The following is a 25,437-nucleotide window of genomic DNA, read 5'->3' as shown; positions in this document are numbered from 1 at the left end:
CTCGCGCGTATGGTTGGTTACCGCCCGGTCATCGCGGCTTGGCTTGGTCTTTTTTGTACATGGGTAACCTCTATTACTTCCGACCAACTTGGCGCAGCCGGTATGGGTTTCCAGAACGGATCGTCAGGCTTCCAACACAAGAGGTTTTCTGGGGAGGAAAGTTTGGCCCACCGCTGCCTTCGGGCACGGTGGGCCATTCGTATGCCAGGAAACACCAGCCGCCCGCGACCGCGGGTGCAGCGTTTGAAGTTGTCGACATCTGCGGAAGGCACGAGGCGATTTTTCGGGATCGGCTTCAGCATTGGTCTGCATGGCCTGCCTGGAATGCGCCGCGGCTGAGCTGGGCTGAGAGCTGGAGTTCCCGCGAACTGGAGGCCGTAGTTCAGAAGCGCCGATGACCATGGTGAGAGGCATCTGTCTCTCTCCAGAAGAACTGTGCGCCGCCCAAGCCGGGCATGCATAACAGTCGAATTCTCCCGGGACGCGCCAAAACGCACTTATCGCGGATGTCCTCGTTGAGCACTGTCGCGCGATAATCGTGTTGCAGCAGCAGCAGTAGGGAGAGGATCATGAGAATATATCGGCATTCCGAATGCGACGTACTCGCGGAGATGACTACGGACGGGTTCGGGTTCGCTCGAGAGATCGCTCACGAACAGGGTATCAACCTTGGCGTTGTCGCGCTCGGTGAGAAGTCAGACAACCCTGCTTCAGTGATGCTCTTGCAGCTTCCCCCAGGCCACGTTCTCGAGCGTCATGCCCATAATACGCATCGCATGGAGGTTGTCGTAAAGGGATCGGTGCTCACGCCGGATGGGCAGGAGTTGCGTTCCGGTGACGTCTTCACGTCGGGCCCGGGAGAGTTTTACGGGCCCCTTACCGCAGGTCCCGAGGGTTGCATGTCGGTCGAGATATTCGGCGACATTCAGGGCATGGCTCCTCGAGCCTCTGCCGATGCCAGCCCCGAACACGCCGCGATGATCGCCTCCATCGGAAAGCGCACCCTCGAGAATCTTCCCGAGTGATCGTGGCGCGGGGATGAAAGGATCGAGAATGGGCAATCGATTGTTCGGAGTTGTCGGCCGTTTGGCGATGGCGGCCGGTGTGTTGTGTGTCCCCGCGGCCAGCTTCGCGAAGGACGTGGTGGTGCACGCCGGAAGGCTTATCGACGGTGTTTCGGCCCAACCGAGAGAGCGAGTTTCGATCCTGATCCACGACGGTGTGATCCAGGAAGTGACTGGCGGCTACCTCGCGCCAGCGGGTTACGAGGTCGTGGATCTGACCGGCAAAACGGTCCTTCCGGGACTTATCGACTGCCATGTCCATCTATCGATAAACTTTGAAGCGCCGATCATCAATTACTTGGTGAAGACTCCCCCGACTGACCAGTTAGTCACCGGGATCAGCAATTCGCGCGCCTTGCTGGAACGAGGCTTCACGTCGGCTCGCGACGTATCCGGCTACACCCCTGTCGTGGTGAGTTTGAAGAAGGCGATCAACGCGAACAAGGTCATGGGACCGCGTCTCTGGGTTTCGGGCGGGATGATCGCGCCGACCGGGGGGCATGGAGACATGAGCATGGGGCTGGACCCAGCCCTGCACAAGCCAGAGTGGGACGATAATGTCGTCAGCGGTCCGGAGAACGCCATTGAATTGGCGCGCTCCCGCCACAAGGCGGGCGCTGATCTTGTGAAGATCGCCATCTCCGGGGGCATGGCAAGCGACGGCGATGATCCCCGGGCGATGCTCATGACAGACGACGAGATCAAGGCGTTCGTCGACACCGCGCACGCGCTAGGCATGAAGGTCGCAGCTCACGCCCATGGCAAGACGTCGGTGGAACATGCCGCGGCGCTGGGCGTCGATTCTATCGAGCATGGCACCTTTGCCGATGCCGAGACCTTCAAGCTCATGAAGGCCAAGGGAACCTGGTTCGTCCCGACGCTCCAGGCCGGTTTCGATCTGGGTAACCTGGCGGCCGCCCATCCGGAAATGCTCAGCGAGTCCGGTCGGCAGAAGATCACCACCCTGGGTCGGCTGACCGGGCAGAATGTGCTCACGGCGTACAGGATGGGCGTCCGCATTGCTTTCGGGACGGACACGCGGCCTGGTCAGAACGCCCATGAGTTCGTGCTGCTCGCCAAGGCTGGCATTCCGCCGATGGCAGCGATCCAGATGGCCACGCTCCATGCGGCTGAGCTGATCGGCGCCCCCGACAAGGTCGGCAGCATCCAGCCCGGACGCTTCGGCGATCTGATTGCGACGACCGGCGACCCACTAGCCGATATCAGCGTGCTCGAGCACGTCGAGTTCGTAATGAAGGGCGGAGATATCGTGAAGCAGTAGCCCATGCATCGGCAGGCTGGGTTCCCATTCACTCTGAGTTGGCTGGGTCATTAGTGCCGAGCCCGGCGAGGATCAGACTTTATGGTATCCATTGAATCCGAAGTGGCCATCATCACCGCCGACCTCGAAGTGGTGCTGGGCGGCACGGATCACAATCTCAGCTGGTCCAGCGCTCATTCGCTTGTCGCCGTCATGCTCCAGGCTGACCTTACGCCGCCCTTTTCTTGTTTGGTGGGAAAGTGCGGCGCCTGTCTTTGCACACTCGTCGAAGGGCAGGTCTCGATGGACCACAATGAAGTCCTGGATGATGGTGACATCGCGGAAGGGTACGTACTGGGCTGCCAGGCAAAGCCCCTGACCCCCAATGTGAAGATCACGTTCGACTGAACTTCTTCGATCCATAAGAAAATGCCGCTTCTGATTGAGCGACTTCGTAGATTTCTGAGAGGAGCCTCGAATGTTTCGTACTCGTGGAGCGCCAAAGGCGTTTGAAGACCATGTCGACATGAGCTTCCACGATTCCCGGGACTGGTATCAGTTCAAGGGGGGCGCCTTCGTGTTTAATTTGATTATGGTGGGGGACGAGGAGGCTGGGCCCGTGATCAGCTTGCTCAATGCCGCGCCACACTCGATCCTTCCCGTCTCTCCCGCGCATGCGCATGCCAGCGACAGCTTCAGGGTGGCATTGAAGGGGCGGATTCACATGGAGCCCGATGTCTACGGCGCGGGCGAATTCCGCTTCCAGGAAGGTTGGCGCGTCTATCCAGGGCACGGCGAGGTCACTTACGGCCCTGAAGGCCAATGGGAGATTGTGGTCTTGGGCGACAGCCGCGGTCAGAAGATGCGGCCCGCCGTGGAGTTCCATCCCAATCTAGAAAACGAGATGCTCAAGGGGATCGCTAGCGATTTCGGGACGGTAGGCGACGTCATGTCCGACGATCCGGCCATGGGGGCAGGCCCTTCCGCTATTGCGACGACATTGGCGCCGAAACTCCGGATGGGAAAGCTCAACGGGAGCTACGAGGATCGTGCAAATTGGGATGAAGTGTCCCCCGGTGTGCGCGCGTCGCTGGCCCTGATGGGGGATCCCAGGCGGGGGCCGATGGTCATATGCACGGACGTCGATCCAAACCGCCGCGCCATGGCGCGCGCCCGGTTTGGAACGGAGTTGGTCCGGATCGTGGTCTCCGGCAGTTGCAGGATCGGCGACACGGTCTATAGCCAGGGGGACGTCAGGATCCAGCATCCGCACCACTGGTGCGACGCTGTGGAGGCTCTCGACGCTGGACTGCGCGAGTTGATCGTCCTGGGAGATCGCCGCTTCCTTGACTGCGAAGCAGAGGCTGACGGCTGGCCCCGGTCAATTCCGGGATATCTTGGGACACTCATGCATGCGCTTGGCGATCGCGTCCAGCCGGCGAGATCGGCGGCCTAGGCGACCTCCGGGAGAGGCTGTGAGCCGCTTGCCGGCGCGCTCGACATCGGCGGCGTGAACCTCACCCACGCCGAGGCCACACAGGCCGCGCTCGACCGGGTTGCCGCCACGCATGGAGGGATCGACGTCCTGGTCAACGTCGCGGGCGGTTTCACCTGGGAAACGCTCGAAGACGGCGGCCTCGACTCCTGGGCCAAGATGCAGGCGATGAACCTGATGACCAACGCCACGATCACCAAGCTGGCGCTGCCCGCGCTCAAGGCGGGGATGGGTGCCTATGCCGCGTCGAAATCGGGTGTGCACCGCCTGACCGAGGCGCTGGCCGAGGAACTCGCCGGCACCGGCGTCACGGTCAACGCGCTGATCCCCAGCGTGATCGACACGCCGACCAACCGTCAGGACATGCCGAACGAGGACTTCTCGAAATGGGTAAAGGCGGAGGCGATGGCGGAGGTCATTCTGTTTCTCGCCTCGCCCGCCGTGCGCGCCGTCACCGGCGCGCTCATTCCAGTCATGCGGGGAGGGTGAAGGAGTGCGTGTCGCTCCGTTCGTTTGGCCTTTGATGATTTAGCCCATTATCGCCCGTCACCCTGCGAAGGAAGGGGCAACTGACTGCGCAATTCACGCACCTCCCATTGCAGCGCGAGGGCGAGGCTGGCCAATGTCTTTGAAAGAGTGACGGAAATAGAGGTGAGGGGGCCGCGGCCCAGCGAGGTCTGATTAGTTGGCTTTGGCAGCCCGTTCCATCGTGGGTGCGCACTCAACGCCCCGTGCCCAAGCTTCGCCGTCGTCAATCATGGCGATGGAGACGGGCCTCCTCGTCTGCGGGAACAAACAGGAGAGAGCGCAGTGCTCATGGTTTGAGTTCCGCGGTGCCAGTCATGAGCACACCGACGCTTCCGACCGCGCGTAGCTGCGTTTCGTTGCCGACCTGCCTAAAACCCAGAGCAATGGGTTCGCCTGCAAACGAGGGCGAGGCTGCGCGAAAGCTGTAGCTTGCGACGCGAGACTTCGAGTGCTGCAACAGATGGTCAAGCATCAGAGTGGCGATCAGCGGGCCTTGCACCACCAATCCTGGGTAGCCTTCCTCATCGCGCGCGTACTGGCGATCATAGTGAATGCGGTGGGCGTTGAAGGTTAGCGCGGAGTATCGGAACAGCATCACCGGATCCGGCGTGACCATCAAGAGCGTGGGGTCGCTCTCGCCTGGATCGGCCGCGGTTCGGACGAATGATCCGCCCGGAGCGGCCGCCTCGCGATAAACGATATCCTGTTCCTCGACGATGGCGACATCGCCTCCAGCTACGCTGATGCGATGCTCGACGGTGACGAAGAGCATCCTGCCGGATCGACCGCTCTTTGGTACTGCCACCATCAGGGTGGACGTTCGCTCGATTGGAGCGTTCAGCGGCATATCCTGCAGGAAACTGATCCTGCTGCCGGCCCACATCCGGCGCGGGAGCCCGACATCGGGAAGCAGGCCATCCTTGGTGCGCGTAGGATGCCCATCCGCGCCGATCAAGCTCTGACGTTCGCCTGGAAGGAAGCAGAGCCAGTGGCCAAGTGGCGGCACTACCGCCGCCGGCCACGGGGATGTGTCATGGTCTAGAGTAGCCGCCAGCCGCGCGAACCTCCGTTCGTCCGACCAGTCATGCTGAACCGCCATACGGTCAATAAAGGGCTCCGGATCGTCCATCTTTTGGGTTTCGCCTAAGTTGAGATTATTGGGGACGACGAGGCTTTGAAATTTCTTCTGAAGAATGCTGAGCCGCGCGGCAGCGCCGTCGTCCGAGATTTGTTATGCGATCAGGAGAGCAGTGCGTTCGGCCGTCGCGAAGTGATCGATCGAATGAAAACCATTCGATCGATCACATTACAGCCTTTAGTAGTCGAAGGAGAGGCTCGCACCGATCACGCGGGGCTCGCCGAACTGCTTCGTCGAAACGCCCAACGTGTTGTTGAGAGCTGTGGCCGAGGTTTGATAAACCTTGTCGAAGACGTTCCGAGCGAACAAGCTGGCGACGACATTCTTGATGCCGAGAGCATCCTGCCAGTCGATGCGCGCGTTGACGAGGCCGTAACCGTTCACATAGGCCGCCCGTCGCCCGGCTGTACCGTAGATCTGGGCGTATCGCTCCGCAGCCGTAAGGCCAGACGATTCGGACTGGTAGGTATACTGACCAGTCAACGAGATGGTCCCGTTGTTGCCGGAGAGAGGGATGTCGTAGGTCGCGTTGAGGTTCACCTTGTGCTTCGGAGCATTCTGGAACGGGTTGTTCGACAGATCGATGTTCGTTCCTGCTGGCGCTGCGCCATAAGGATCGGCTCCAAGCCACTGCGTATATTTGGCCTCGTTGTACGAATAGTTGATCCCTACGCGCAGATTTGAAATGGGCAGGACCGTGAGTTCGACCTCAACCCCGCGCAGCTTGGCCTTGGCCACGTTGGCAACATAGGAGGTCGCGGCTCCATTCACGATCGACGTAAACGACCGCTGTATGCCCGAATAGCGTGCCTCGTATGCTGCAACGTTCAAACGACCATTCGTGTCACCGAGGTTGAAGTCCCACTTGATACCCGCTTCGACGTCCTTGATCGTTTCGGAATCATATTGAGGTTTGAACGCCGGTGCGCCAGCGGCAATCGAATTGTTCAAGCCCCCGGGGACGTAGCCCTTGCGGGTCGTCAAATAGATCAGAAGGTCCGGCGTCGCCTTATAGTCGATCGAGAAATTATAGTTAACACCGCTGGTTTTCAGGGTCTGCGTCGCGATTGGCGAGGGTGTAGTGGTGATGGCGCCCGTCGTCGTGTTGATCGTGACGATGGAAGGCGACAGCACGCCGGTCAGAGGATTGATCCCGGCCGCCTGGGTGCGCAGGATGAAATCATCTTTTGTCTTGCGAACGCCGGCGGTCAGATGAACGCCGTCTACCAGCCCGTCCAGACCTAGCGTGGCCTGACCGTAGAAGGCGCTCTGGTTCGCACGTCCACCTACCGTGAACGGGCGCCCGGCGGAGAAGCCGAGATTGACTGTCGTGACGCCACCGAGGGTCTTCTGCAAACCGCCGACATGAGCCAAATCGGAGGTGCTGGGCGCGTGCTGATAGTAGTAACCGGCGACGAATATCAAGCGGTCATCGAACAGATTGCCGGAAAGCTGTGTTTCGTTCGAGTAGAACTTCTCGACCGGACCGGTTGAGATTACCGCCTTATTGCCAGCCTGGTTTGCGGCGAGCCCCGCACCCACACCGATATAGAGGTTAAGTAATTCGTCGATGCCACCGACGTTTACGCCGGAATAGCCCTTGGTCGTTTGGTACCCGAAGATGTTCTTCAGCTGTAGCTGAACCGGGCCGATATCGGGAAGCGTGAGTTCGGTCCGGTTGACCAGGGTCTCATGCGTGTTCCTGTCCTGGAAGAACGTGGTGTTCCCGGCGTTGACCCGACGACGCTCGTCACCACCCTGGGCGATGCGCGCCACCTCGGCTGAGATATTGGCTTTCAGCGATGCTAGAATTCCCAAGCGCTGCGCGGAGCATGCCGCCACGCTCGAAGAGAGACCCACGGCCACCGACTGGGCGCACACGCCATTGAAGAAAGGCGTGTTGGCCGGAAGGTTGAACAAGCCGAAATTCGCCGGCGTATCGACGGCGAAATAGGAGCTTGAGGACTGGTCTGCATGGAAACGATCATAAATCGTCGTGTTTTTGAGCCAATCAGTTGGCTGGAACAGCAGGCTCACTCGCTGAGATTCGTTGTTCAGCTCGTCCAGTCGCTTGTCTGAGCCGATGACCCTCGTGTAGCCTCGGCGGTGATTGTAGTTGGCGGCGAACCTAATGGCGAGGATGCCATCGACAATGGGTACGCTCACCGCTAGCGTGCCTTGGAAATAATCAAGGTTCCCCAAAGCAAGCGTGCCGCTCGCCTTTACGTCGTGAAGGTCGGGCGCGGCCGGCGTGACGAGCACGGCACCCGCAGTTGTGGTCCGCCCGAAAAGCGTGCCTTGCGGACCCTTGAGAACCTGTATTGACTGTAGATCATAAAGCGACTGCCCGGCGCTGCCGTCGTACCCGACATTGTTGGTGGGCGTCGGGACTTCCGCGAAGTAGGTGCCGACCGTGGGAGTGGACGAGCTTTGGCCTGACAAGCCGCGCATCGCGTAGGTTCCGCCGGTACGTCCGAAACGACTTGCCACGCTCAACGAAGGTATCTTCTGCTGAAGATCGCTTTGGTCGCGCACGTTCTCCGTCTTCAGCTGCTCTTGGCTCATGACGCTGACTGCCTGAGGCACGTCCTGTAGCTTTTCCTCACGACGACGGGCTGTCACGACGATATCGCCCACGCCGCCACTGGTGGAGTTTTCTCCTTGCTCCGCCGCCTGAGCGCTGGCCTCTGGTACGACAAGGACTAGCGCCAAAGCCGAAGCTGCCGAAATCTGAAACAGCCGGCGATTTAGCCCACTCGCGGCTGAACGCTCACTCGTTACCTTACCCATCATTCCCTCCCTCATGTTAGAATTATAAATATATTCTGTCGCTTGCCTGGCGGATTCGACGTTAAGAAAGCTCAATTACGTCTGTTGAGAACTGTCGAGTGGCGCTGTGACGAAGAGCAGGTGGTGTCCTGGCATGTCGCCTAATTCCCCTCGGAGCCTGTTCTCGTTGGATGCGCGCTCGATCGCAAGGTCAGCGCGCTAGTCAGGCTGAACAAGACAGGGGGGGAAGATAAGTGTCTTTTTCTGGCTGGCTTACGGCTTTTGTCCATTATGACCGCCAAAGGCGCCCTAAGCCTGAAATCGTCAGCGGGTTCAATCGGAATGAGCGAGGAGTTCATTAGCGGTGGGCTCTATCCTGGAAGTGTGACGCGCCAGGCGGTTGATCAGCGGCTCCTTCATGCATGCCGCCAGTTTGGTTCTGCCCAGTAGTGCTTACCGCCGACACACGCATCTCAATACACAATAGTCCCATCCTCGGAGCCATGCGACCCTTTCTAAGGATGAGCATAAGAAACGGTGCCTCGAGCCATGCGAGCGCATTCAATGCGCTGGATCGACGGCTGTGCGCCGCAAGTGGGATGAGGGTTGGTGAAAGTCACAACGAACAGATTGAACGCTCCAGGTGAGCGGGCGCATCGCGTGTTTGGTCCTGAAACGTTGAGGGGGCAGAAGAGCGCCCACGTTGTCGCCTATCAATGCGTGGCGAACCTGCTGGCGGTGTTGAAGACGCAACATGGGGGTGTGGCGTGATCCGTCCGGGAGACGTCCCAGCCTCCGGGCAACGCGACTATGATCTCGTAATTGTGGGAAGCGGGGCCGGGGCGCTCATTGGAGCTCTGAAGGCGAAGGCGCTGGGCCTTTCCTCTATAATTGTTGAAAAGCAGAGCAAAGTCGGCGGTTCAACTGGTCTGTCCGGTGGCGTGCTGTGGATCCCGATAAGTCCGGTGCTGGATCGGGAGGGCGTGCAGGACAGCCATGATCTGGCATGGACCTACCTCACGAACCTTGTCGGTGAGGATGGAGGTCGCGGTTCGACACCCGAGCGGTGGCGCGCGTTTCTTGCCGAGGGGCCGGAAATGGTTCGGTTTCTTGAGGATCGCGGGATACCGTTCAAGCATTGCGCATATCGGTCCGATTACCACGACGAGCTTCCTGGCGGATTGGTTGAGGGCCGCTCGATAGAGTCAGAACTTGTGGACGGGCACATCCTTGGCCCTTGGTATGACCACCTTCATGGGACAGCGAACCCATATCCGCTGATGACTTCGGAGATGCGCTACATCCTTCTTGCCCAAGCCAGGTTGAAGGGCGCGGCTATGGTCGGGCGAATGCTTTATCGCATGGCGAAGCAGCGCATCTTGGGAAAACATTATCTGGGCTTGGGAGCGGCGCTGGTCACGCGCCTGCTCAGGCTGGTTCTGGACGCAGGTGTACCGGTCGTCATCGACATGCCGATGGAGCAGTTGCTGACTGACGATGGACGCGTCACGGGAGTTCGGTGCTCTAGGAATGGTGAGCGCTTCGAGTTCCACGCCCGCCATGGCGTGCTCCTAGCTGCCGGCGGTTTCTCGCATTCCGCGAGGATGCGCGAGCAGCATGGGCCGACGCCGAGTTCGACGGCTTGGACGGCCAGTAATCCGGGCGACACCGGCGAGGTCATGGAGCAGGCCGTCGAACTGGGCGCGGCTACTGACAAGATGGATTTCGCTTGGTGGATTCCGACCTCGATCCTGCCAAGCGGACAGCGAGCGTTCTGCGCCGCGGAACTGGCGAAGCCGGGCTGCATCGGCGTCGATCAGAGTGGTGAGCGGTTCGGAAACGAGGCCGGATCTTACGTCGCGACGGGCATGTCGATGTATGCGCGCCAGAAGGCCAGTCCCGCTGTGCCATGCTGGGCCATCATGGATCATCGGAATCGAAGTCGTTATGCTTGGGCGGGCCGATTGCCATTCCAGACTCCGAAAGAGTGGTTCACCAGCGGCTACATGAAGCGCGCCGACACGATCGAGGATCTTGCGCGTCTTTGCGGCATCGACGCTTCGCAGTTGTCCGCGACCGTTTCACGTTGGAACGACCTCGTGGATAAGGGACGCGATGAGGACTATGGGCGCGGCGACCGCAACTACGACTCCTACTATGCGGATCCGTTTCACCGGCCCAGCCCGACCCTAGGGCGCATCGACAAGGGTCCGTACTACGCAGTGAAGTTTTTTCCTGGAGACGTCGGCACGGCCGGCGGCCTCGTTTGCGACGAGAATGCCCGGGTGCTTCGCGACGACGGCACGGCTATCGATGGGCTTTATGCCGCAGGTAACATAGCTGCGCCAACTTTCGGGGCTACCTACCCGGGTGCTGGCGCCAGTATCGCCCCGTCAGCGGTTTTCGGCTTCATCGCAGCGAAGGCGGTCGCGTCGTCCGGGTAGCCGCTCCCGACCGCGCGGCTGTCGCCCCCCCAACCCATCAACGGTCCTGAACGCCAGGAGACAATATGTGAAGAACTTCGATCCCGCCGACCCAATCGCCAAGGCACCTGGGATAACCTACCAACAGGTGATTGACCGGGATGTCGATCCGCCCGCGCCGCCGGTATCCCGCTATCACAATCCGGTCGACCTCGGTGTGAAGCCGATCAAAGCGAGCAACTACACCAGTCGCGAGCACTTCTTGAAGGAGGTCGACAAGGTCTGGCTTAAGACCTGGCAATACACGTGCCGTGAGGAGGAGATCCCCAACCCCGGCGACACCTACGTTTTCGATCTGGTTGGAAGGTCGGTGCTGATCGTCCGTCAGCCGGATGGCTCGATCAAGGCTCTTCAGAACGTATGCCTGCATCGGGGACGCAAGCTGGCGACGCATGGCGGCTGCAAAAGGCAGTTGCGTTGCCCCTACCACGGCTTCGTGTGGAACATCGACGGAACGTTCCAGCACAATCCGTTCGAATGGGACTTCCCGCAGATCGACCAGGAGGAGTTCGGGCTTCCCGAACTGCGCCTCGAGACATGGGCGGGGTTCATCTTCATCAACTTCGATCCCGACGCCGAGCCGATGCTGGGCCTTCTCGGTGACTATCCAGAGCACATGGACCACTTCCGGATCAACGACTGCTACAAGGCGCTACACCTCGGCAAGGTTGTCGATGCGAACTGGAAGGCGGTTGCCGAGGCGTTCCTGGAGTCCTCCCACGTCGTCGCCACCCATGCGCAGGCGGTTCCCTATTCCGGCTACGACCAGGTCCAGTATGACCTCATCTCCGACCACGTGACGCGCTTCGTCGTGCCTCTCGGGGTGATCAGCGAGGCGTGGAGCGGGCCGGATCACCTCTCGGACGAGCAGCGGGTCAGGCTCGCGCTCACGAACGGCAGCCGCGGAGGTCCTCCGGGCAGGGATCTGGCGAAGTCCATCAAGCCTGGACAGACCATGAGGAATTACCTCGCGCAGATGGCGCGGGAGAACCTCGAGAAGGAAACCGGCTACGACTTCTCCGACCTTTCGGACGGGGAGTTCGTGGATGGATTCTCCTACGACCTCTTCCCTAATACCCACATCTGGGGCGGGTTCACCGTGAAGATCTGCTACCGTATCCGCCCCCTGGGGCTGGATCACGAGCGCAGCCTCATGGAAATCTTCCTCATGAAGATCAAGCCGAAGGGCACGAACCCGCCGCCCGCCCAGTATCGGCTTCTCGGTCCCGAAGAAGCGCTTGGCGACGCTCCGGAATTCAACGGTTCGTATCTTGGCGGACTGCTCGATCAGGACGTCGCGAACATGGGGCCCCAGCAGGAGGGGTTGAGGGCTCTTGGACCGGACGGTGAACTCACGTTCGGCCGCTACACGGACATGCGCTGCCGCAACCTGCACCGCATGGTCGACCAGTATCTCGCGAAGTGAGCGGTCCGCGGCGTGTCAGCCGCGTGATCGCCGGCGCTAAAAGGAGTTAGGCGTTTGTCAGTGGTAGAACAGAGGACGATGAAGGGGCACGAGGCTGTTGCGCGCGCTCTGCTGGATCACGGCGTCGACCCGATCTTCGGCGTCTTGGGGAACGCCAACATCTTCGTCCTGGACACCTTCAGGAAGCTTGGCGGCCGTTACGTGCCGGCCGGGAACGAGGGCGGCGCGGTCCTCATGGGACTTGCATATGGTCGGTGCGCGGGCAAGGTGGGCGTCGCGACTGTCACCCACGGGCCCGGGCTGTGTAATTCGATCACCGCGCTTGTCGAGGGCGTGAAGTCCCGTGTCCCATTCGTGTTGCTGTGCGGCGACACCGCCCACACCAACCGGGAGAGCACCCAGAACATCGCCCAGCGGGAACTCGTGCTGTCGATCGGCGCGGGGTTCGAGGAGGCAATCTCGCCCGAGACGCTGCTGGGTGACATCGCGCGGGCATTTCGCCGCGCGGAGCTCGAGAAGCGGCCTATCGCGCTGAACTTTCCGACTGACTTCCAGTGGGCTGATATCGAGTACCGGCCGACAAAGCTCTTGAACTTCGAGCGACGGGCGCTCGTGCCGGCGAGCGACGATCTCGACAACGCCGCCGGGATGATCGCCGCGGCATCGAAGCCTATCATCGTGGCGGGCCGCGGCGCGGCCACTGAGCGTGGCAAGGCTGCGCTCATCAAGCTGGCTGGGCGCATCGGCGCGCTTCTCGCGACGACTGTTCAGGCCAGGGAGCTCTTCGAAGGCGAGCCTTTCAACTTGGGGGTCTTCGGAACCCTGTCGACCCCCGCGGCGGTGGATGAGATCGTCGCCAGCGACTGCGTGCTGTTCTTCGGCTGCTCGATGAATTCCTACACGACCAGCCGGGGCGCCTTCATCGAGGGCAAGCGGGTCATCCAGTGCGACAATGATCCGGCGGCGATCTGCAGGTTCGTCGAACCCGACGCAGGTTTGCTGGGCGAGGTCGACCTTGTCGCCGAAGCTCTGATCGGCCTGCTGGACATGGCGGAAATCCCGCCGAGCGGCTACCTGGATCCCGCCCTGCCGGCACGTCTGGCATCGTCCCATCTCGAACTGCCGGACACGTCGACCGAGACGACCGTCGACTTCTACAAAGCGCTGACTGCGATTGGCGACGCCCTGCCCAGGGATCGCGTCCTCGTGAACGACTGCGGCCGGTTCGTGGTGGAGGGTCTCAAGGTCTTCCGCGTCAAGAACCCGCAGCTCTACTACTTCGGGATCATGTCTGGTTGCATCGGCCTAGGTCTCGCCTCCGCCGTAGGCGCGTCTTTCGCGGCGCCCGACCTGCCGACCCTGCTCGTCACTGGCGATGGTGGCTTCATGAACAACGGCCTGCTGGAATTCAATACGGCGGTCCGGATGGGCGTGGATCTGGTTTGTGTCGTTTGCAACGACAGCGCCTACGGCATGGAGGTCGCAGAGTTCACCGTGCGCGATCTGCCGCATGACATCGCACTTATGAACTGGCCGGACTTCGCCCCCTTGGCCGAGGCTCTCGGAGGCCAAGGGGTCACCGTGCGGAACGAGGACGACCTGGAGAAGGCAATCGAGGCGATCCAGAACCGGAAGGGTCCCCTTCTGATCGATCTCAAGATCGACACGCTGACCATGCCGAACCCGTTCCATTGAGCGAGGGAAGGGACGGGCACCCAGGACGGCATCGAGCTAATCGGCGGTCCAAGTCTGGGCGGTGCGGATTGCGGCAGAATTGAGATATTTCGGATTAGCGGAGCGTAGGTTGCGATGGACCTTTTATTGACGGAAGAGCAGGAAGGCCTCCAAGCTGCCTTCAGCAAGGGAATAGCCAACGAGCTGCCCCTCGAACGCCTCCAGGGCGATCAGCGGCAGGCCGTCGATGACGCCTCGCTTCGCACCTTCGCAGATCTGGGTTGGCTGCGCATGAGCATGCCGGAGGAATGGGGCGGCCTAGCCCTGAGCTATGCCGAGGAGGTGCTGCTATTCCGTGAGCTAGGTCGTAATCTCGGCCCCCTCTCGCTGCTTGGGGGCGTCCTGGGTGCCCGGGTCGCCGCGGTGGCGGGCAATACCAAGCTGGCGGAGACAATACTCAGCGGGGAGGTCGCAGTTGGAATCGCGTTGCCGGAGGTCTCGTCCGGGCCGGAATCGAATGGCCGCGTGCGCGTCCGACTGCTCTCATCTGGGCAGTGCGCGATGGCCGTCTTTGTTCGACCCGCCAAGGCTGAACTGGTGGATGTTGCGAGCATGGCAGGCGAGGCTTGCCCATGCCTCGATGATACGCTCGTGATGCGCAGCTTTGATCTGGATAATGCGCCGCTGTTGGCACGAGCGGGAGATCCGCAGATTTGGTGGCACGGCTCATTGCTCGCGGCCGCGATGCTGGTCGGCCAGGCGGAGGGCGCTCGCGATATGATCCTTGAATATGCGAAGTTTCGTCAGACTTTCGGCAGGCCTATCGGCGCCTATCAGGCGGTTCGCCATCCCATCGCGGAGATGACTGCTCGAGCCGAGCATGCGCGCTGCCAAACTTACTATGCTTCGCTTGCCTTGGGAATGGGACGCGGCGACGCGCCCATGCAGGTGGCTGCGGCCCGCGCCATCGCGCAGGAAGCAGCCAGAAAGAACGCTGACGCGAACATTCAGCTTCACGGTGCGGTCGGCATTACGAGCGAGATGAACGCTCACCTCTTTCTCAAGCGCGGCATAGTGCTTTCGAACATGTTTGGACGGAAAAAAGCCGCCCTTCACCAAGTCCTCAACGATCAGCTGATGGAGGTCTGATTTGGACCTGGTTTATACACCTGAACAAGTCGAGTTCCGTCAAAAGGCGCGGGCTTGGCTCAAGGAGAACGTCCCCGGGACGCGGCCGTCGTCTCGCGAGGAGGCGGCTGCCTACGACAAGGCGTGGCAGCGCCGGCTCTACGAAGGCGGTTGGGCCGGATTGAACTGGCCGAAGGCGTATGGCGGCGCGGCGCTGACCGGAATCCAGTCGCTGATCTGGTTCGAGGAGTGCGAGCGCGCCAACGCCCCCGCTTATGGGCTGATGTCGATCGCCCAGACGCACGCCGGTCCTACACTCATCGCCCGAGCGAGCGAGGAGCTCAAGGCGTTCCACCTGCCGAGGATACTCAGGGGGGAGTCCCTGTGGTGCCAGGGCTTCTCGGAGCCCGGTGCTGGCTCAGACCTTGCGAGCCTGAAGACCAGGGGCATCATCGACGGCGACCACGTCGTCGTGACCGGTCAGAAGATCTGGACGACCGGGGCCAGCACCGCGGACTACCAGGAGCTGCTCGTCCGGACCGATCCCACGTCCGAGCGGCACAAGGGGCTCACCTGGATCATCTGCGACATGCGCTCGCCCGGGATCACCATCCGTCCCATCGAAACGATGATGGGCGAGTCGGCGATCAACGAGGTCTTCTACGACGAGGTCCGCATCCCGGTCTCGAACGTCGTGGGCGAGATCAACGCCGGTTGGAGCGTGGCCATGTCGACGCTGGCGTTTGAGCGCGGGACCACCTTCCTTCGCGACCAGATCAGCCTCAGCGCCAAGGTCGAGCGGGCCATAGATCTGGCCCGCCGTACGCGGCTTCCCGATGGCCGTCTGGCGATCGAGGATTCCGCGATTGCAGATAAGCTGGCTGAACTGAAGGCTGAGGGGCTGGGCCATAGGGCGATGGCGGTGGCCAACGTTTCCAACGTGGATCGTACCGGCTCTCCGGGGCCGGAGGGTTCCATGGTGAAGCTGCTGGTGGGGGGGACATACAAGGCGCTGGGCGAGGTGGTCACGGAGATACTGGGTCTCGGTATGCTCGACTATGACCAGAGCCGCGCGAGCAATCCGTGGGCCTACGACTTCATGAACAGCTGGGTGGTCACCATCGCCGGCGGCACCTCCGAGATTCAGAAGGAAATCATTGCTGACCGTGTGTTGGAGTTGCCGCGGTCGCGATAGGTCTCCTGCCGGCTTTCGGCCATGGGCCGGAAGTCCCAAGGCCTTGTCGAGCAATCATAGAGAAGGGTTGCGAACCGTGAAGATTTCACGTCTCCTCGTCGCGAACCGCAGCGAGATCGCGATCCGCGTGTTTCGCGCTGCGACCGAGCTCGGCATTCGCACGGTTGCGATATACGCTGAGGAGGACAAGCTATCGCTCCACCGGTTCAAGGCCGACGAGGCATACCATCTCGGAGAGGGGGGCGGGCGCGATCGCCGCCCATTTGGACTGGGAGCGCATAATAGCGATCGCCGGGGCTGTCAGGAATTTCGTGTGCGGCGAGGCGGTTGACCATCAGGCCGTCATGGCCCTGATGAAGCGTTCGCCGAAGAGAACGGCAAATTGCGCCTTCGCCATGTTCCACTCGCGCGGCGGCATTTTCCACTCTTTCTCCGATCGGTTCAAGATCAGATAGAGCAGCTTGGTGGCCGCCTCATCATTGGGGAAATGGCCCCGCGCACGAACAGCGCGACGAAGCTTGGAGTTCAAGGCCTCGATGGCATTGGTGGTGTAGACGATCCGCCTGACTTCGTCGGGGAAGGCGAAAAATGGGATGACCTCGGGCCATGCCCGACGCCAGCTCTGGCCGATGGCAGGATAGCGCTGCCCCCAGAAGCTCGCTTCGAAGGCCGTCAGCGCTTCCTCGGCGGCCGCGGCATCGACAGCACGGTAGATGGCCTTCAGGGCCGTTCCGAGCGCCTTACGGTCTTTCCACGCCACGAAATCCATCGAGTTGCGCAGCAGATGGACGATGCAGGTCTGGACCATCGCTTCGGGGAAGACGGCGGTGATGGCGTCGGGGAAGCCCTTCAGACCGTCAACGACGGCCAGCATGATATCCTCGACGCCGCGGTTGCGTAGTTCGTTCATGACGCGCAGCCAGAACTTGGCGCCTTCATTCTGTTCCAGCCATAGCCCCAGGACCACCTTGGTGCCGTCGGCCATGACGCCCAGGGCAATATGGATCGCCTTGTTGCGGACCATGCCTTCGTCGCGGATCTTGACCCGGATCGCATCGAAGAAAACCAGCGGATAGGCTGGGTCCAGCGGGCGTTGCTGCCAGGCTGCAACCTCTTCCAGCACCGCGTCGGTGATCGTGCTGATCAGATCGGGCGAGGCGTCGATCCCGTACAGATCGCGCAGATGCCCGGTGATCTCCCGGGTACTCATGCCACGCGCGTACATCGAGATGATCTTGTCATCAAAGCCAGGGAAGCGTCGCTGGTACTTGGCGATCAGCTGCGGATCGAAACTGCCGGCCCGATCACGCGGCACCTCGATCTCGATCCGTCCCCCGTCGGTCGTCACCGTCTTGCGGCCATAGCCGTTCCGGCTGTTGTTCCCTTGCTCCTCCTGGCCAAGATGGTGATCCATCTCCACATTGAGCGCCCGTTCGGCAAATGCCTTCTTCAATGTATCGAGCAGGCCGCCCTGGCTGAGCGCCGCGGCCGCGTCAGTGCCGGCAAGCAGCTGATCGAGAATGTCGTTCGGTATCGAGGGTTCTTTGCGTCGTGACATACCGGGTCTCCTTGTTCCCCATTATGCCTCGTCGCACACGAAATTCCTGACAGTCCCGCGATCGCCAAGAACGCTCGCGTCGACGCGATACATTCCGGCTACGGTTTCCTATCTGAGAACCCGGACTTCGCGGAAGCGCGCGCAGGCGGGGATCAAGTTCATCGGCCCGTAGCCCGACACGATGTGCTCCCTCGGCGATAAGGTCTCCGCGCATCGCGATCGAAGCCGGAGTTCCCGTCGTTCCGGCCAGCGACCCACTTCCCGACAATGACGACGAGATCAAGCGGATCGCGGCCGGAGTGGGCTATCCCCCGCAAACTATGCGCCGATGATTCTTGATCCTATCGACCCTTTGTCGCCATTCTGCTGCCGATTTTTATCTCCAAGTGCAGACCAGCGGCTTTCGCTCCGCTAGTCGCCGTTGGCATCGACCGTGAAAATCATCGTCTTGCCGCGTGACGCTGGATCCCATCCAGCGCACAACGCCGCCCGTACCCCCCTTGCGGCAATCGCGTCGTTGATGTGGGAACGCCCTTTGGGCAATCCTTTCATCAGGCGCTTGGGTGTTGGAAATTCGAGCACGGCCTCGCGCGGCATACCCTGCGCGCGCAATGAGACAGTCATGCCCTTCCACCCATCGTCAGAGGATAGCCGGGGCTCGCTCAGGAGTTGCCAATCAAATTTGGATCCGTCGATTTCGACGGTGCCGCCAAGGCTACGGGTATTGGACATGCAACGGCCCTAGCATGCCGATGGCGGCACTTCATCCTTTTCACTGATGGTGCAGCGCCTTCTCGAACCCCTCATTTGCCTTCGTCATCTTGACGAGCCTCCTGAGGTAGCTGCGAACATGCCGCTCGAACCGGACATCGTCATAGATGCTCGTCGCCGGATATTCGTCCTGGCCGATCAGTTCCTGAAGGCGTCTGGCGAACCCGGCTTGTTCATTCGTGCAATCGACAGCCTTCAGCACGCGGCAAACCCACTCTTCGGCAGCGGCCCTGTCATAATCGTCCCGCGCCTCATAGCCGCGCCGGTCCGCCGCAGCCTGATCCAGCCTCGATGCTTCGAACCGGCGCTCCAGCCATTTGCGGACCCGTTCGCCATCCCACGGCTTCAATGCTTCTGTCATTGTTGTTTCCCGTCGCGATTTTTTAGCAAGAGGCCGATTTATGAACTTACCAATATGATGCCGGCGTTCGCATCGCTATAGCCGAACCGAAATCAAGGCAGTTAAATCGATATATGGCCCGCAAGCGTTCGAAATACGATCCCTATGATCGTCTTCCGCAGGAAGACGAAGCTCCAGAGGAGCCGGTGGCCTGCTGGCTATGCGGCCGCCCGACCGGCAAGACCATCGTCTGGCATCACCCCATACCCAAGAGCCGTGGCGGTCGCGATGTCGTGCCGATGCATTCCATCTGCCAGCAAACGCTGATTGCCAATTTCACCAATTCCGAACTGCAGCGCCACGGGATGGAGGTCGCGGGTCTGCTGGAAAATCCGAATGTTCGCAAATTCGTTGACTGGGTCGCGAACAAGGATCCGGACTTCACGGCGACCATCGCAAAGAAGCAACGCTGATTGCGCGGATCATCGGCGCAATAGGGCCGCATTCGTGTACAAGCCTGATGGTCACATGGCCGTCGACCCGGCCAATCTAAACGCCATGGCTGGCCGATGACGAACGACGGCTTTGGATGCCGCCATTCGCAGGTTCGAATTCTGCCGCCCCAGCCAAGTTTTTCCCAACATACTGCCAAACCGGGGCTTTTCGAACGACGCCGGAACTGTGGTGGGGCGTTTGCTACAGAACCCTGCTACAAAGTTGGGGCTTGGTACGGATGGGAGGCATCCCGAATACGGTCAGGCGCGGGGGCGTCTATCACTTCCGGAGGGCAGTGCCGACGGCGTTGCGGGTACGGCTGGCACGCAGCGAATTGACATGCAGCCTCCACAGGCACCAATCAGGAGAAGCGCGGTTCCTGTCGCGCTGCCTGTATCTGCGGTCGGAGGAATTGTTCGTTGTTCTCGAAAGCGCCAATCTGGGCGGGGTGCCAATCTGAACATCGGCGATCGAAGCCGGGAATGCATGTCATTCGGGACGAAAAATTCTGGCTCCCCCTGATCGCGGTGTTCTCTGGAATGCGCCAGGAGGAAATCCGCCAGTTGCGTCTGGTCGATGTGCGTCAAACGGAAGGCATTTGGGTTTTCGATCTTAGGGAAGGCGAGGGACGCCAACTCAAAAACAGCAATGCAATCCGGAAGGCGCCGATCCATCAGAGCCTGATCCGGCTGGGTCTACCAATACAAGCAGCGTATCGAGATCGAGCTCATGCCGGTCGGCTAAGTTGGCGAGTTCGGCGCGTTCCGCATCGGTCCAAGCCCCTTCCGTTGCCTCACCGCCACCGGGCATAACAATATGGCTACCATTTTTGTTGGTCTGCTCGCTGCCCCAAGCGAGCCCACCATCTCTACATGAAAGCCGTCCGTCGACGAACATCATCATCAAGCCTCTTCTAACCGTGCGACACTGACCTGTTGGGTATTCAGTCTGGCTTCGCCAAAGGCTGTCAGGAAGGCGACGTCCGCCGCGTCCCGCCCGACGCCTATCTTCGCCATGTCGGCTTCCCGGGCCATGCCGGTCGCATCGACCAGATGCCATTCTCCGCCAAGAAACAGTTCAGCGACCGCGTGGAAATCCGGTGGTTCGACACCCAGCGCATAGACGCTGGCGATGCGCGCGGGAATGCCTGCGGCCCGGGCGAAGGTGATGAGCAGGTGCGCATAGTCGCGGCAGACGCCCTTTCGCATGATGAAGGTGTCTGCCGCGGTCGTGTCGCCATTGCTGGCGCCTGGAGCATAGCGCAAATGATCATGGACCCACTCGCGCATCGCCACCGCCATCGCGCCGCCCTCGGGCTCTGCAAAAGTCGCATCCACAAAGTCATGGAAACGATCGGACGGGCAATAGCGTGAGGGCATGAGATATTGCACTGTCTCGCCAGGCAATAGATGAAAGGGCACGCGATCGAGCTGACCCAAAGGCGTCAGGATGCGATTGATCGCGACGGTTGCGGTATAATCGACGATAAGTTGGTCCTGCGCGCGCATCCAGATGCGTTCTCCAATCCCGTCCTGCGCCGCGACGCTTGCGACATGCTCATAAGGGGGAAGAGTGAAAGACTGATCCTCCACCCGCTGCTCGGGGATTTGGGCCGCATGGACATGAAGCAGGATGTCCATCGGCCGCGCCAGTTCATAGTCGAGATGAATAGCAATTGAGAGCGTCATTGGCAGTTCCATTGATCGAGATAAGGCTTCCTCTGGGTGCAAGGAGCTTATGTCAGCAATAATGGCTGGAGGTCAGCCACCGGCAAACAGCCGGACGAATGGAGGGGGTCCAGGGTTCCTTGCCTCTACGGATATAACACGAAATCGACGCGAAGATTGTCATCGGAGGGACCGACCTCCTGGCCGGAAAAAGCCGACCCTTTACAGTCGTTAACCGGGACATATAGACTTCCCGGGGTGCGGACAGGCGGCTATTCGATGGCCATCGCGACCGGACGGTTTATGGCTCTCGCTTTCGCGAGCGTGAGGAAGCAAGGCAGTTTCATGACCCAAGACAAAGCTCTGATCATCGTCTGCCCACATTGCAGCGCCGCCAACCGTGTCCCACCGGATAAACGGCATGCAGGGGGCACATGCGGGCGGTGCAAGCAGCCACTTTTCGCGGGTGAGCCGGTTTCGCTAACCGCCGCCAATTTCGATGCGCATGCCGGTCGCAGCGGCGTGCCCCTCCTGGTGGATTTTTGGGCGTCCTGGTGTGGCCCCTGCCGCCAGATGGCGCCTGCTTTTGCCGGGGCAGCGCGCGACCTTGAACCCTTCATGCGCTTGGGCAAGCTCGATACGGAAGCCGAGCAGGGCATCGCCGCGCGCTACGGCATACGTTCGATCCCCACGATGATCCTGTTCTCGAACGGGCGCGAAGTGGCCCGGCAATCGGGCGCAATGCCGCAACAGGCCATCGTCGCATGGGCAAGGGCGCAATTGTAGGGGGACATCGGCGCGAGACACGCTAAAGCAAATATCGCGCAGGCTGCGAACCCGCAGCACGCCCGCGCCAACGATCGTCATCCCCCGCTGAGAGCCTGGAGGATGATGACTTCGTCCCAGGCGGACAGCGGCCTGCCTAGTTCGAAAACCTGTTCACCGTTGACGAAGCAGCGCATATTGCGGCGAAAGCGGTCCTGCTCGTCAATCATGCGAAAGCGGATGCCGGGATAGCGCGCATCAAGCGTAGCGAACAAATCGATAAGGTTCGCGCCCGACGCCTCAACCTGCGACGTGCCAGTATAGGATTGCAGCGCGCTGGGAATCGACACATTCATGCCACTTCTCCTCAGGCCAGGACGGCCGTTTCCACGGCATAGACTGGCGGTAGATGCTGCGCGATCATCGACCATTGCTCGCCTTCATCCGCGCTCATCCACAGGCTGCCGCTGGACGTGCCGACATAGATGCCGACCGGATCACAGGCATCGTTGGCCATCGCCTGGCGATAGACCGTCCACCAGGCGCCGTTCTGAGGCAGGCCGGCATCCTGTCGCGACCAGGACTCGCCGCCATCGCGAGTGATATAGGCTGCAGGCTTGCCCCCCGGGCTGGTGCGTGGCCAAACGTCGGTGCCGTCCATCGGGAATACCCAGGCAATCCGGTCGTCGCGTGGGTGGGTTATGATGGGAAAGCCAATGTCGCCGACCTCCGCCGGCATGGCGCGTCCGATCCGCCGCCATTGGTTCGACGGCCGATCGATCCGGTAAATACCGCAATGGTTCTGCTGATAGAGCCGGTCGGGGTTCGAAGGGCATAGCGCCAGGCAATGTGGGTCGTGAAAGGCCCATTGGCTGGCATCGAACCCGGCGACCACCTCCAGCCCTTCGATCAACGGCATCCAGGTCTGGCCGGCATCATGTGATTCGTGCACGCCCCCACCCGACATGCCAAGGTAGAGATGGGCCGCGTCGCGCGGGTCGACCAGCAACGAATGCAGCTTCGGACCATCGGGGGTTCCGTCCTGTGTGCCACCCAAACGGTCGCGATAGGCGGGGTTGTCGTTGAAGCCCGCGACGCCTTCCCAGGTCACACCACCATCCTCGCTACGAAAGAGCGCTTGTGGTGAGGTTCCGGCATACCAGACGCCCGGTTCGGTGGTGTGACCGGGGGTCAACCAGAAACTGTGATCGACGGCGCGGCCAACCTCTCCTTCTCGCGCCTTGGGAAAGGCTGGCGGACGGCTCGCCTCGCTCCAGTTCCTGCCCAGGTCGGTCGAGCGGAAGATCGTCGGACCCAGGTGCCCGGTCTTGGCGGCGGCCAGCAATGTGCGACCATCGCGCGGATCGAGTACCAGATGATGGATGATATGGCCCAGGAAGTGCGGACCATCGGCCTGCCATTCCCGCCGTCCGACATCGCTGCGATAGATCCAGGCACCCTTTCGCGTCGCCACCAGCAGGGCAAGCTCGTGCATGTCTCGGTCTCCCGCCGAAATGGGCCGCCTGACCAATTGGCGGCGCGCTCGGCTGCGACAGTCTCGGACGGAAAGCAGCCTTGGTCAAGTTGAACGATCGACAGCGATCAGGGGGCGCCCGTTAACCGGAAAAACGGCCCATCCCAGACATTAAGTGGCCAATTCGCTTCCGCAGGAGCGGCCCGTCCGGTCACCTTGCATTATACTGCGAAAATGGCCGCTTGCAGAATAACGGCTTAGGGTGAGGCCTATTGGGTGATTGGACATCCGGCGCCGCCTCCCTGTCATCCAGGGCCGCACCCAAATTCATTCCTTGCCTTAATTGGAATAAATCTTGATGTCTTTGACGATCATGTCACCTGAGCCATCCGCATAATCGCCGGTCGTCTTCACTGCGACATCCATGATCGGGTACCAGCGGAAGCCGGCGAAAGGATTGACGGCCTGGTAGGTCTCCTTGCCATCTATGAACCAGCTTATATAGTCCGGCTGTATATCCACGGCAAAGCTGTGGAAGCTTTTCGTAAAACCGCCGATGCCATAGACCTCCTCGGTATTCATGAATATTCCTTGCTGGAAGGTGCGGGTGATATTGGCACCGCCATGCAGCGTGTTGGCGGTATAGCGATCGAAATCCCACCAGCTCTCGAAGCCGAACCCCTCATAGATGTCGATCTCGGGGGGCCAGCCAGCTGTGGAGATGAGCCAGAAAGCTGGCCATGAGCCGCGCCGGTCCGGCATCTTGGCCGTGAATTCATATTGGCCATATCCGATCTGGACCGGCTTGGTATTGTGACCGCTCAGGACGACCGAACCATAATTATAGGGAACGCCATCCCACTCCAGCGGCTGTTTGAGCTTCTGGCTATGCATGACTAGTCCATCGTCCGTGTAGCGCAGGGGCGCCTCGATCCCGGCGTCACGGTAAACCCAGCCATCAAGATAAATCCCGGTTTCCTGGTTCCCCGGCTGCGAGCGGCCGTTTGGCAGCTTGGTCGACCAGGCCTTGTCATGGCCTGCATCCGACCATTTCATTGTATCCCGGCTCATCCTCCACTGAAGCGTGCCGCTCGGCGAAAAGGTCCGAGGCTCGCGCCCGACAGTCTGCGCCGGTGTGGCCTCTTTCTGAAAGTCGCACTGCACATAGGCGCGATCGGTTCCCATCTTACCTCCCCAGGGCGCTTCGACGAAACGGACGATGAAATCGGCTTGCGGGATCCCGAGGATGATCGGCACGTCGACGGTTTTTGTCAGCGGATCGCCTGGGCGGAAGATGACGGCTTTGTATATGGGCTGATAGTTGATCCCCGCAACGCCTCTCACCAGTCCGGTGCCGTCTTCGGTCATCACCCTAGCGATAACGGTGTTGGGCGTCGGCCGGTCAAGCGAGATCGGGACATGAGCCACATTAGCCCCAGGCTGATAAGTCGCGGGCCCAACCGACGCAGTGGCCCGCTCCGGATATCGGGTGCCGTTCGCAAAGTCGAAGCTGGAAAAATCGCCTGCATCTAATGATGAGAATGATGCAATGGCAGTCGTATCAGCGGCAGCCACGTGCTGCGCGGATGCGTTTTCTATTGCGGAGCGCATGAATTCCAATGTGTCGATTTTGGCATCTGAAGCATGCCTGTCCGTTGCCGCCCCCAACGCTGGCGCTTCACGATCTGAACGTGCAAAGAAGATCGCGTTCGAGGTTAAAGCCAAGGCGCTGAAACAAACCATAAAAAGGCATGCGAATAGAGCGCCCGAAAGCGAGCGTGAGAAAAATGTTTTTTTCATGATGCGACCCCTGTTGTTCTCTTGGATGAGACTGACCGCTTTGCCGATTCCTCCTTATCCTATGCAGATAGTGCCGCTGCCCCGTTTCGGGCCAGCGGATTCTCAGCTATCATTCTGTATATCAACCTTTTTTTAGATTCGGCGAAACGACTTTTACGTTCATCTCACCGGCTTCACGGCACGATTTGTCGCCGATATGCTGGAGGTGGGTTGTTTGGGCTTGGGCAAGCGACCTGCACGGATTTGCCCGCACGCGCCTCACCACGCCCGGCTCTCGACCTCAGTGGTCGCCCGTACGATCCGATGGGCATTTGCGGGAGAAATTCATAGTGGCCCGTCTCAGGCCCAACGACTTCGGTGGCAACGGCGCCGATGTTGACAATTCGAGCCTCGCGGGAGCCTTCCA

General features: G+C 60.7%; 25 protein-coding genes. 15 read left to right on the top strand and 10 right to left on the bottom strand.

The genetic code is table 11. The features are described 5' to 3' along the window. Positions 1-569: 569 nt before the first annotated feature. The 5 genes from K426_RS15975 to K426_RS15955 all read left to right on the top strand — a co-directional run bounded on the left by K426_RS15975 (position 570) and on the right by K426_RS15955 (position 4,309). Entirely contained in the window at positions 570-1,025 is a 456-nt protein-coding gene (locus K426_RS15975; protein WP_087575151.1) for a hypothetical protein, read from the top strand. A gap of 28 nt (positions 1,026-1,053) precedes the next feature. After that, positions 1,054-2,346 carry a metal-dependent hydrolase family protein gene (locus K426_RS15970; RefSeq protein ID WP_066559109.1) on the top strand — a complete coding sequence of 431 codons (1,293 nt, stop codon included), beginning with the start codon at positions 1,054-1,056 and terminating at the stop codon, positions 2,344-2,346. Between the two features lie 81 nt (positions 2,347-2,427). Then, positions 2,428-2,733: a 2Fe-2S iron-sulfur cluster-binding protein gene (locus tag K426_RS15965; protein ID WP_066559107.1), complete on the top strand. Its 306-nt coding sequence runs from the start codon at positions 2,428-2,430 to the stop codon at positions 2,731-2,733. A 70-nt stretch (positions 2,734-2,803) separates the two neighbouring features. Then, positions 2,804-3,781 (top strand): hypothetical protein, encoded by a 978-nt coding sequence (locus K426_RS15960; RefSeq protein ID WP_066559102.1) that lies wholly within the window; start codon positions 2,804-2,806, stop codon positions 3,779-3,781. Between the two features lie 54 nt (positions 3,782-3,835). Continuing rightward, positions 3,836-4,309: an SDR family oxidoreductase gene (locus K426_RS15955; RefSeq protein WP_066559100.1), complete on the top strand. Its 474-nt coding sequence runs from the start codon at positions 3,836-3,838 to the stop codon at positions 4,307-4,309. Positions 4,310-4,634: 325 nt separating this feature from the next. Here the strand turns inward: K426_RS15955 and K426_RS15950 are convergent, their stop codons facing one another. Together K426_RS15950 and K426_RS15945 are read right to left on the bottom strand one after the other, a co-directional pair. After that, complete coding sequence (locus tag K426_RS15950) at positions 4,635-5,477, bottom strand: acyl-CoA dehydrogenase (protein ID WP_145907349.1); 843 nt, start codon at positions 5,475-5,477, stop codon at positions 4,635-4,637. Between the two features lie 186 nt (positions 5,478-5,663). Continuing rightward, complete coding sequence (locus tag K426_RS15945) at positions 5,664-8,276, bottom strand: TonB-dependent receptor (RefSeq protein ID WP_158511749.1); 2,613 nt, start codon at positions 8,274-8,276, stop codon at positions 5,664-5,666. 746 nt (positions 8,277-9,022) lie between these two features. On the opposite strand from K426_RS15945, the gene K426_RS15940 reads away from it, so the two are divergent. The 6 genes from K426_RS15940 to K426_RS32160 all read left to right on the top strand — a co-directional run bounded on the left by K426_RS15940 (position 9,023) and on the right by K426_RS32160 (position 16,492). Then, entirely contained in the window at positions 9,023-10,699 is a 1,677-nt protein-coding gene (locus tag K426_RS15940; RefSeq protein ID WP_158511748.1) for an FAD-binding protein, read from the top strand. 67 nt (positions 10,700-10,766) lie between these two features. Further along, entirely contained in the window at positions 10,767-12,164 is a 1,398-nt protein-coding gene (locus K426_RS15935) for an aromatic ring-hydroxylating oxygenase subunit alpha (RefSeq protein WP_066559092.1), read from the top strand. A 78-nt stretch (positions 12,165-12,242) separates the two neighbouring features. Then, complete coding sequence (locus tag K426_RS15930; RefSeq protein WP_066559090.1) at positions 12,243-13,859, top strand: thiamine pyrophosphate-binding protein; 1,617 nt, start codon at positions 12,243-12,245, stop codon at positions 13,857-13,859. 114 nt (positions 13,860-13,973) lie between these two features. Beyond that, entirely contained in the window at positions 13,974-14,987 is a 1,014-nt protein-coding gene (locus K426_RS15925; RefSeq protein WP_066559088.1) for an acyl-CoA dehydrogenase family protein, read from the top strand. A gap of 1 nt (position 14,988) precedes the next feature. Then, entirely contained in the window at positions 14,989-16,161 is a 1,173-nt protein-coding gene (locus K426_RS15920; protein ID WP_066559086.1) for an acyl-CoA dehydrogenase family protein, read from the top strand. Between the two features lie 76 nt (positions 16,162-16,237). Continuing rightward, positions 16,238-16,492 carry a biotin carboxylase N-terminal domain-containing protein gene (locus K426_RS32160; RefSeq protein ID WP_066559079.1) on the top strand — a complete coding sequence of 85 codons (255 nt, stop codon included), beginning with the start codon at positions 16,238-16,240 and terminating at the stop codon, positions 16,490-16,492. 3 nt (positions 16,493-16,495) lie between these two features. Here the strand turns inward: K426_RS32160 and K426_RS15910 are convergent, their stop codons facing one another. Beyond that, positions 16,496-17,719, bottom strand: coding sequence for an IS256 family transposase (locus K426_RS15910; protein ID WP_066553447.1), 1,224 nt, complete (start codon positions 17,717-17,719; stop codon positions 16,496-16,498). Between the two features lie 42 nt (positions 17,720-17,761). On the opposite strand from K426_RS15910, the gene K426_RS33105 reads away from it, so the two are divergent. Beyond that, positions 17,762-17,920, top strand: a complete 159-nt coding sequence (locus tag K426_RS33105; RefSeq protein ID WP_197672804.1) for a biotin carboxylase N-terminal domain-containing protein — start codon at positions 17,762-17,764, stop codon at positions 17,918-17,920. A gap of 210 nt (positions 17,921-18,130) precedes the next feature. On the opposite strand, the gene K426_RS15905 is transcribed toward K426_RS33105, so the two are convergent. Together K426_RS15905 and K426_RS15900 are read right to left on the bottom strand one after the other, a co-directional pair. Next, positions 18,131-18,451 (bottom strand): hypothetical protein, encoded by a 321-nt coding sequence (locus tag K426_RS15905; protein ID WP_066559076.1) that lies wholly within the window; start codon positions 18,449-18,451, stop codon positions 18,131-18,133. Between the two features lie 40 nt (positions 18,452-18,491). Then, the gene (locus K426_RS15900) at positions 18,492-18,851 is read right to left on the bottom strand and encodes a hypothetical protein (protein ID WP_066559074.1); all 360 of its coding nucleotides are present in this window, start codon (positions 18,849-18,851) and stop codon (positions 18,492-18,494) included. 113 nt (positions 18,852-18,964) lie between these two features. On the opposite strand from K426_RS15900, the gene K426_RS15895 reads away from it, so the two are divergent. Both K426_RS15895 and K426_RS33100 read left to right on the top strand, forming a co-directional pair. After that, the gene (locus K426_RS15895) at positions 18,965-19,303 is read left to right on the top strand and encodes a hypothetical protein (protein ID WP_066559071.1); all 339 of its coding nucleotides are present in this window, start codon (positions 18,965-18,967) and stop codon (positions 19,301-19,303) included. A 116-nt stretch (positions 19,304-19,419) separates the two neighbouring features. After that, positions 19,420-19,785 carry a DUF6538 domain-containing protein gene (locus K426_RS33100; protein ID WP_443018195.1) on the top strand — a complete coding sequence of 122 codons (366 nt, stop codon included), beginning with the start codon at positions 19,420-19,422 and terminating at the stop codon, positions 19,783-19,785. Positions 19,786-19,961: 176 nt separating this feature from the next. On the opposite strand, the gene K426_RS31340 is transcribed toward K426_RS33100, so the two are convergent. Then, a complete protein-coding gene (locus K426_RS31340) occupies positions 19,962-20,228 on the bottom strand; it encodes a hypothetical protein (protein WP_145907345.1) in 267 nt (88 codons plus the stop codon). After that, positions 20,228-21,013: a transglutaminase-like domain-containing protein gene (locus K426_RS15890; RefSeq protein ID WP_066559068.1), complete on the bottom strand. Its 786-nt coding sequence runs from the start codon at positions 21,011-21,013 to the stop codon at positions 20,228-20,230. The genes K426_RS31340 and K426_RS15890 overlap by 1 nt, the downstream gene beginning before the upstream one ends. 324 nt (positions 21,014-21,337) lie before the next feature. Between K426_RS15890 and trxC the strand changes: the two genes are divergently transcribed. Beyond that, entirely contained in the window at positions 21,338-21,778 is a 441-nt protein-coding gene (trxC, locus tag K426_RS15885; RefSeq protein ID WP_066561884.1) for a thioredoxin TrxC, read from the top strand. A gap of 77 nt (positions 21,779-21,855) precedes the next feature. Here trxC and K426_RS15880 read toward each other — a convergent pair whose 3' ends face one another. From K426_RS15880 to K426_RS15870, 3 genes are all read right to left on the bottom strand, one after another. Continuing rightward, a complete protein-coding gene (locus tag K426_RS15880; RefSeq protein WP_066559067.1) occupies positions 21,856-22,113 on the bottom strand; it encodes a MoaD/ThiS family protein in 258 nt (85 codons plus the stop codon). Between the two features lie 11 nt (positions 22,114-22,124). Beyond that, entirely contained in the window at positions 22,125-23,252 is a 1,128-nt protein-coding gene (locus K426_RS15875) for a glycosyl hydrolase (protein ID WP_066559064.1), read from the bottom strand. 318 nt (positions 23,253-23,570) lie between these two features. Continuing rightward, positions 23,571-25,031 (bottom strand): glycoside hydrolase family 16 protein, encoded by a 1,461-nt coding sequence (locus K426_RS15870; protein ID WP_066559057.1) that lies wholly within the window; start codon positions 25,029-25,031, stop codon positions 23,571-23,573. Positions 25,032-25,437: the final 406 nt, after the last annotated feature.

The organism is Sphingobium sp. TKS (assembly GCF_001563265.1).
In the GTDB taxonomy this organism is placed as follows: Bacteria; Pseudomonadota; Alphaproteobacteria; order Sphingomonadales; family Sphingomonadaceae; genus Sphingobium.
Note: the sequence above shows the minus strand (reverse complement) of the source record. Positions and strands in the feature narration are given on the sequence as shown.

Coding starts and splice junctions, on each gene's coding strand:
- K426_RS15975 (WP_087575151.1), top strand. CDS start 570: ATGAGAATATATCGGCATTCCGAATGCGACGTACTCGCGGAGATGACT.
- K426_RS15970 (WP_066559109.1), top strand. CDS start 1,054: ATGGGCAATCGATTGTTCGGAGTTGTCGGCCGTTTGGCGATGGCGGCC.
- K426_RS15965 (WP_066559107.1), top strand. CDS start 2,428: ATGGTATCCATTGAATCCGAAGTGGCCATCATCACCGCCGACCTCGAA.
- K426_RS15960 (WP_066559102.1), top strand. CDS start 2,804: ATGTTTCGTACTCGTGGAGCGCCAAAGGCGTTTGAAGACCATGTCGAC.
- K426_RS15950 (WP_145907349.1), bottom strand. CDS start 5,477: ATGGACGATCCGGAGCCCTTTATTGACCGTATGGCGGTTCAGCATGAC.
- K426_RS15945 (WP_158511749.1), bottom strand. CDS start 8,276: ATGGGTAAGGTAACGAGTGAGCGTTCAGCCGCGAGTGGGCTAAATCGC.
- K426_RS15930 (WP_066559090.1), top strand. CDS start 12,243: ATGAAGGGGCACGAGGCTGTTGCGCGCGCTCTGCTGGATCACGGCGTC.
- K426_RS15925 (WP_066559088.1), top strand. CDS start 13,974: ATGGACCTTTTATTGACGGAAGAGCAGGAAGGCCTCCAAGCTGCCTTC.
- K426_RS15910 (WP_066553447.1), bottom strand. CDS start 17,719: ATGTCACGACGCAAAGAACCCTCGATACCGAACGACATTCTCGATCAG.
- K426_RS15905 (WP_066559076.1), bottom strand. CDS start 18,451: ATGTCCAATACCCGTAGCCTTGGCGGCACCGTCGAAATCGACGGATCC.
- K426_RS15900 (WP_066559074.1), bottom strand. CDS start 18,851: ATGACAGAAGCATTGAAGCCGTGGGATGGCGAACGGGTCCGCAAATGG.
- K426_RS15895 (WP_066559071.1), top strand. CDS start 18,965: ATGGCCCGCAAGCGTTCGAAATACGATCCCTATGATCGTCTTCCGCAG.
- K426_RS33100 (WP_443018195.1), top strand. CDS start 19,420: ATGCCGCCATTCGCAGGTTCGAATTCTGCCGCCCCAGCCAAGTTTTTC.
- K426_RS31340 (WP_145907345.1), bottom strand. CDS start 20,228: ATGATGATGTTCGTCGACGGACGGCTTTCATGTAGAGATGGTGGGCTC.
- K426_RS15890 (WP_066559068.1), bottom strand. CDS start 21,013: ATGACGCTCTCAATTGCTATTCATCTCGACTATGAACTGGCGCGGCCG.
- trxC (WP_066561884.1), top strand. CDS start 21,338: ATGACCCAAGACAAAGCTCTGATCATCGTCTGCCCACATTGCAGCGCC.
- K426_RS15880 (WP_066559067.1), bottom strand. CDS start 22,113: ATGAATGTGTCGATTCCCAGCGCGCTGCAATCCTATACTGGCACGTCG.
- K426_RS15875 (WP_066559064.1), bottom strand. CDS start 23,252: ATGCACGAGCTTGCCCTGCTGGTGGCGACGCGAAAGGGTGCCTGGATC.
- K426_RS15870 (WP_066559057.1), bottom strand. CDS start 25,031: ATGAAAAAAACATTTTTCTCACGCTCGCTTTCGGGCGCTCTATTCGCA.